The organism is uncultured Marinobacter sp. (assembly GCF_963974375.1).
Lineage (GTDB): Bacteria > Pseudomonadota > Gammaproteobacteria > Pseudomonadales > Oleiphilaceae > Marinobacter.
Genome location: NZ_CAXBDN010000258.1, coordinates 1 through 6,292, shown reverse-complemented (window position 1 = coordinate 6,292; position 6,292 = coordinate 1). Strand labels below are relative to the sequence as shown.

Genomic DNA, 6,292 nt, shown 5'->3' with positions numbered 1-6,292 from the left:
AGCGCTAATGTGGCCAAGCCTCGATTAGTAGCGGTAGCTATCCGGCTTGAACGGACCTTCGACTTCCACGCCGATGTAGTCGGCCTGGCCTTGGGTCAGGCGAGTGATGACGCCGCCGAAACCCTTGACCATTTCGGCCGCGACTTCTTCGTCGAGCTTCTTCGGCAGCACCATGACGGTGACGTTCTGGGTCTTTTCGATAACCGGCAGGTCGGCGAATTTCTCGTTGAACAGATGAATCTGCGCCAGTACCTGGTTGGCGAACGAGCCGTCCATGATCCGGCTCGGGTGACCGGTGGCGTTGCCCAGGTTCACCAGACGGCCTTCGGACAGCAGGATCAGGTGATCATTGGTGGCCTTGTCGCGGTAGACAACATGCACCTGTGGTTTGACCTCGTCCCATTCCCAGTTCTTGCGCATGAAGGCGGTGTCGATCTCGTTGTCAAAGTGACCGATGTTGCACACCACGGCGCCGTTCTTCAGGGCCTTGAGCATGTTGGCATCGCACACATTCATGTTACCGGTGGTGGTGACCAGCAAGTCGGTGGTCTGCAGTAGGGCCTTGTCGACACCTGCTTCGGTGCCGGTATTGACGCCGTTGATGTACGGCGACACCACTTCGAAACCGTCCATGCAGGCCTGCATCGCGCAGATCGGATCCGCTTCGGTCACTTTTACGATCATGCCTTCCTGGCGCAGGGAGGCAGCCGAGCCCTTGCCCACATCACCATAACCGATCACCAGCGCTTTCTTGCCGGCCATCAGGTGGTCGGTGCCGCGCTTGATGGCATCGTTGAGGCTGTGACGACACCCGTACTTGTTGTCGTTCTTGGACTTGGTGACCGCGTCGTTGACGTTGATGGCCGGAATCTTCAGGGTGCCGTCCCGCATCATTTCCTGCAGGCGGTGCACGCCGGTGGTGGTCTCTTCGGTGACACCGTGGCAGTTGGCCAGGACCGCCGGGTACTTTTCGTGGATCAGGGCAGTCAGGTCACCGCCATCGTCCAGAATCATGTTGGGTTCCCAGCCGGCCACGTCTGCGCCCACGGTACGTTCGAGGCACCAGTCGTACTCCTCGTCGGTTTCGCCTTTCCAGGCAAATACCGGAATGCCTTCCGCAGCAATGGCGGCTGCAGCCTGATCCTGGGTCGAGAAAATGTTACAGGAGGACCAGCGCACACTGGCACCCAGCTCGACCAGGGTCTCGATCAGCACTGCGGTCTGGATGGTCATGTGGATGCAGCCCATGATGTTGGCACCCTTGAGGGGCTGCTCTGCCTTGTACTTGTTGCGCAGAGCCATCAGCGCGGGCATCTCACCCTCTGCGATCCGGATTTCCTTGCGGCCCCAGTCCGCCAGGGACAGATCGCGTACCTTGAAATCGTCAAAGCTGTTCAGTTTTTCTGCCGGAGTGCTCATGGTGTTCTCCTGTCTTTAACAAAAATGGATGCCGCAGCTACCAAGGTCTTTTAAACGCCTGCGGCGTCTTTCAGGGCTGCGGCCTTGTCTGTTTTCTCCCATGGGAACGCGGTAAAGGTCTTGCCGCCCACGGTCATTTCATAGGGATTGCGGCCGAAGTGGCCATAGGCTGCAGTTGCCCGGTACATCGGGTGCAGCAGGTCCAGCATGCGGGTGATGGCATAGGGACGCAGATCAAAGTGCTCGCGGATCAGCTCGATGATCTTGTCATCGCCAATCGTGCCGGTACCGAAGGTGTTCACCGAGATGGACGTGGGCAGGGCCACACCAATGGCGTAGGACACCTGAATCTCGCACTTTTCGGCCAGACCGGCAGCCACAATGTTTTTGGCCACATAACGGCCCGCGTACGCGGCGGAACGGTCTACCTTGGAGGGATCCTTGCCGGAGAAGGCACCACCACCGTGTCGGGCCATGCCACCGTAGGTGTCTACGATGATCTTGCGGCCGGTAAGACCACAGTCGCCCACGGGGCCGCCGATCACGAACTTGCCGGTGGGGTTGATGTGGAACTGGGTGTCCTTGTGCAGCAGCTCGGGCGGCAACACGTTCTTGACGATCAGTTCCATAACCGCTTCTTTGAGATCGCTCTGGCTTACTTCCGGATCGTGCTGGGTAGACAGCACCACGGCGTCGATGCCGACCACCTGGCCATTCTCGTAGCGGCAGGTGACCTGGCTCTTGGCATCCGGGCGCAGCCAGGGCAATACGCCGGCCTTGCGGGCTTCGGCCTGGCGCTCTACCAGCCGGTGAGCAAAGGTGATCGGAGCCGGCATCAGCACGTCGGTCTCATTGCTGGCGTAACCAAACATCAGACCCTGGTCGCCGGCGCCCTGATCTTCCGGCTTCTGGCGGTCCACGCCCTGGGCAATATCCACAGACTGCTTGCCGATGATATTGATGATGCCGCAGGTGTCGCCGTCGTAGCCCACAGTGGAGGAGGTGTAGCCGATGTCCTTGATGACGCCGCGCACCAGATCTTCCAGGTCAACCCAGGCGCTGGTGGTCACTTCGCCGCCGACGATCGCAACACCGGTTTTCACCATGGTTTCGCAGGCAACCCGGGCGTGGGGGTCTTCCGCCAGAATGGCATCCAGAACCGCATCGGAAATCTGGTCGGCCATTTTGTCCGGATGGCCTTCGGAGACGGATTCGGAGGTGAAGATGTTGTAGTCAGACATTGGCTAGCTCCTCTCTGGGCGCCCCTGGGAGCGCTCGTTGGTAAGGTGCTGGTTTACAGCACCTGACAAGTTGATACGTTGGTTTCAAATTTTATATCAAAAAAAATTGATATTCTTTAACCGGTTCGATTTTTACGGGGTCAAAACTCATTCTTTGTCTTCGGGCTTCCAGAATTCACGCACCTGTATCTGGAAGCCGTTGCGCAAACCTATGAACAGAGATTCTCCGGTGGTCAGCCCGGCTTCGCTGGCCCAGGCGTTGAGCTCTTCCGGCTCAAACCCCAGCCACAGGTCGCCGCAGTTGGCTTTGGCCCAGTCCTGGTCGTGGCTGCGCAGATCGCTGATCAGCAGGCAGGCACCGGGCACCATCAGGGCTGCGGCGTCCAGGAAAATATCCGCCGGGCTGGGCACGTGGTGCAGCACCATGTTTGCCACAACCAGATCAAACCGGCGGTTGCCGGCCTGCCGCAGATCCGAGGTGGTGCCTTCCATCAGGGTGACGTTATCCAGTTTCAGCCCGGCGCAGGTCTGGCCGGCCTTGGCGAGCATGTCGCTGGAGTTGTCGACGGCCACTACCTGATCACACAGCTCCGCCAGTACCGGCAGAAAGCCGCCTTCACCGGGGCCAATTTCAAGGGCCTGATGCCAGCTTTGCTGGCTGGCTCTGGCGCGGATCAGCTCGGCGGCGGGGTCAGCATACTGCTCAAACGCGGCAATCAGTTCCTGCTGTTCCCGGAACTGTTCGGCGTGGCGGGCAAAAAAGGCCTGGGACTGATCGGCGCGCTGATTGCGTATTTCGTCAATGCGTTCCTGCAGATGCACCGGCAATGGCGCCCGGTCGACCGCTTCGAAAATCTGGCGAATGGCCTGGTCGGTGAGCTTGTGGTTATCCAGGTGCAGGGTGCGCCGGTAGAAAATGGCGTTGCCTTCGCGCTGTGGTTCCAGCAGGCCGGCCTTGTGCATCACCTTGAGGTGGTGGCTCATGCCGGACTGGCGCATATCGAACAGCTGGCTGAGTTCCAGTACGCCGAAGGTGTCGCGGCGCAGGACCCGTAAAATTTCCAGGCGCAGGGGGTCACCGCTTGCCTTGAAGATCGGTGCCAGGGTGTTCAGTGAGGCAGCGCCAGCTGCTGATTGCGTCATGGATGTCATGGCGCCAGTGTAGGCGGTCGCGATTGATCAATCAATATTCATATCAAAAAACTTTGATATAGGTTTATCGGGCTTTGGAATCAGCCGGTTCCAGTACGTCAGGGGTGCTCCGCCGGCGTTCCGGGACCACGCCGATTTGCTCCGGCGGGTACTAATCGGCGAAAATACGCGCCTTATTTTCAAGCCGTTTTATTTTCCTTATTAAAGTCAGTGGAGAAACGTCAATGCCATCTCGCAAAGATCTCGCCAACGCCATTCGCGCGCTGAGCATGGATGCGGTTCAGAAAGCCAAATCCGGCCACCCGGGTGCGCCCATGGGTATGGCGGACATCGCCGAGGTGCTGTGGAACGATTATCTCAGTCATAACCCTGCCGACACCCAATGGGCCAACCGTGACCGCTTCGTGCTGTCCAACGGTCATGGCTCCATGTTGCAGTATTCGCTGCTGCACCTGAGTGGTTATGACCTGTCCATTGACGACCTGAAGAATTTCCGTCAGCTGCACTCCAGGACTCCGGGCCACCCTGAGTACGGTTACACCCCGGGTGTTGAGACCACCACCGGTCCACTGGGGCAGGGTATCGCCAACGCTGTAGGTTTCGCACTTGCAGAAAAGGCACTGGCGGCCCAGTTCAACCGTCCCGGTCACAACATTGTTGACCATTACACCTACGCGTTTCTGGGTGACGGCTGCCTTATGGAAGGCATCTCCCACGAAGTGGCGTCCCTGGCCGGTACCCTGGGCCTTGGCAAGCTGGTGTTCTTCTACGACGACAACGGCATCTCCATTGACGGTGAAGTGGAAGGCTGGTTCACCGACGACACGCCCAAGCGTTTTGAATCCTATGGCTGGCAGGTTGTTCCGGCGGTGGATGGCCATAATCCGGACGCCATCCGCGATGCCATCGAACAGGCCCGTGCCAACACCACCCAGCCCACCATCATCTGCTGCAAGACCATCATCGGTTTTGGTTCCCCCAACAAGCAGGGCAAGGAAGACTGTCACGGCGCACCGCTGGGTGACGACGAGATTGTGCTGACCCGCGAAGCCCTGGGCTGGACCCACGGACCGTTTGAAGTTCCGAATGACATTTACGCCGCCTGGAACGCGAAAGAGAAGGGCGCGGCTGCCCAGAGCGCCTGGGAGCAAACCTTCGCTGCCTATGAGAAGGCCGAGCCTGAGCTGGCGGCTGAATTCCGGCGCCGTATGGCAGGTGACCTGCCTGCGGACTTCTCCGAAAAAGCCCAGGCCTACATCCAGGAAGTGAACGACAAGGGCGAGACCATCGCCAGTCGCAAAGCGTCCCAGAACAGCCTCAATGCCTACGGCCCGATGCTGCCGGAACTGCTGGGTGGCTCTGCCGATCTGGCCGGCTCCAACCTCACCATCTGGAGCGGATGCAAGGGCGTCACCCGAGACGACGCCAGTGGCAACTACATCTATTACGGTGTGCGTGAGTTTGGCATGGCGGCCATCATGAATGGTATCGCCCTGCACGGTGGTTTTGTGCCTTACGGTGCCACCTTCCTGATCTTCATGGAATACTGCCGCAACGCCGTGCGTATGGCGGCACTGATGAAGCAGCGCTCCATCATGGTGTTCACCCACGACTCTATCGGCCTCGGCGAAGATGGCCCGACTCACCAGCCCATCGAACAGCTGGCCAGCCTTCGCACCACCCCGAACATGAGCACCTGGCGTCCGGCGGATGCGGTTGAATCTGCGGTTGCCTGGAAAGCCGCTCTCGAGCGCAACGATGGACCTACCGCCCTGGTATTCAGCCGTCAGAATCTGCCCCATCAGACCCGCGACGCCAAGCAGCTGGCCAATGTGGCCCGCGGTGGCTACGTGCTGTCCGACAGTGGCGGCACCCCGGACCTGATCCTGATTGCTACCGGCTCCGAAGTGGGGCTGACTCAGGAAGCGGCCGCGAAACTGCGGGAGCAGGGTCATAAAATCCGCGTGGTTTCCATGCCCTCCACCGATGTGTTCGATGCCCAGAGCGCCCAGTACAAGCAGAAGGTCCTGCCGCTGGATGTGACCAACCGTATTGCCATCGAAGCAGCCATCGAAGACTACTGGTACAAGTACGTGGGACTGGACGGCCGGGTCATCGGCATGAGCAGTTTCGGGGAATCAGCACCTGCCGGTGAGCTGTTCCGGGAGTTCGGCTTTACCCTGGAGAATATCCTGACCGTGGCCGGGGAGCTGCTGGACGCCTGATGAGTCGATCTGCCCCGGCCCGTATTGCAATTAATGGCTATGGCCGGATTGGCCAGTGCCTGCTGCGCGCACTCTATGAAAACGGCTACCGGGACCGGATGCGGGTGGTGGCCATCAATGAGCTGGCGGACATTGACACCATTGCCCACCTGACCCGGTACGATTCGACCCATGGCCGCTTTCAGGGCGACGTGCGGGTGGAGCAGGACAGTCTGCTGGTGAACGGTGATCGCATCAGCGTACTGCGCCATGCGG

Annotated in this window: 5 protein-coding genes; 2 read left to right on the top strand and 3 right to left on the bottom strand. The window is 59.6% G+C overall.

Annotation, left to right across the window (positions count from 1 at the left end; all coding sequences use genetic code 11):
- Positions 1-24: 24 nt before the first annotated feature.
- The 3 genes from ahcY to AAC035_RS17500 form a co-directional block, all read right to left on the bottom strand.
- Positions 25-1,419: an adenosylhomocysteinase gene (gene ahcY / locus AAC035_RS17510; RefSeq protein WP_339806382.1), complete on the bottom strand. Its 1,395-nt coding sequence runs from the start codon at positions 1,417-1,419 to the stop codon at positions 25-27.
- Between the two features lie 50 nt (positions 1,420-1,469).
- Complete coding sequence (metK, locus tag AAC035_RS17505) at positions 1,470-2,660, bottom strand: methionine adenosyltransferase (RefSeq protein ID WP_339806381.1); 1,191 nt, start codon at positions 2,658-2,660, stop codon at positions 1,470-1,472.
- Positions 2,661-2,807: 147 nt separating this feature from the next.
- A complete protein-coding gene (locus AAC035_RS17500) occupies positions 2,808-3,812 on the bottom strand; it encodes a metalloregulator ArsR/SmtB family transcription factor (RefSeq protein ID WP_339806380.1) in 1,005 nt (334 codons plus the stop codon).
- A gap of 224 nt (positions 3,813-4,036) precedes the next feature.
- Here AAC035_RS17500 and tkt point away from each other — a divergent pair, with 224 nt between their 5' ends.
- Entirely contained in the window at positions 4,037-6,037 is a 2,001-nt protein-coding gene (gene tkt / locus AAC035_RS17495) for a transketolase (protein ID WP_339806379.1), read from the top strand.
- Positions 6,037-6,292 (top strand): glyceraldehyde 3-phosphate dehydrogenase NAD-binding domain-containing protein (locus tag AAC035_RS17490; protein ID WP_339806378.1); only part of this gene is annotated, 256 nt, incomplete at its 3' end. The genes tkt and AAC035_RS17490, both read left to right, overlap by 1 nt.

Coding starts and splice junctions, on each gene's coding strand:
- ahcY (WP_339806382.1), bottom strand. CDS start 1,419: ATGAGCACTCCGGCAGAAAAACTGAACAGCTTTGACGATTTCAAGGTA.
- metK (WP_339806381.1), bottom strand. CDS start 2,660: ATGTCTGACTACAACATCTTCACCTCCGAATCCGTCTCCGAAGGCCAT.
- AAC035_RS17500 (WP_339806380.1), bottom strand. CDS start 3,812: ATGACATCCATGACGCAATCAGCAGCTGGCGCTGCCTCACTGAACACC.
- tkt (WP_339806379.1), top strand. CDS start 4,037: ATGCCATCTCGCAAAGATCTCGCCAACGCCATTCGCGCGCTGAGCATG.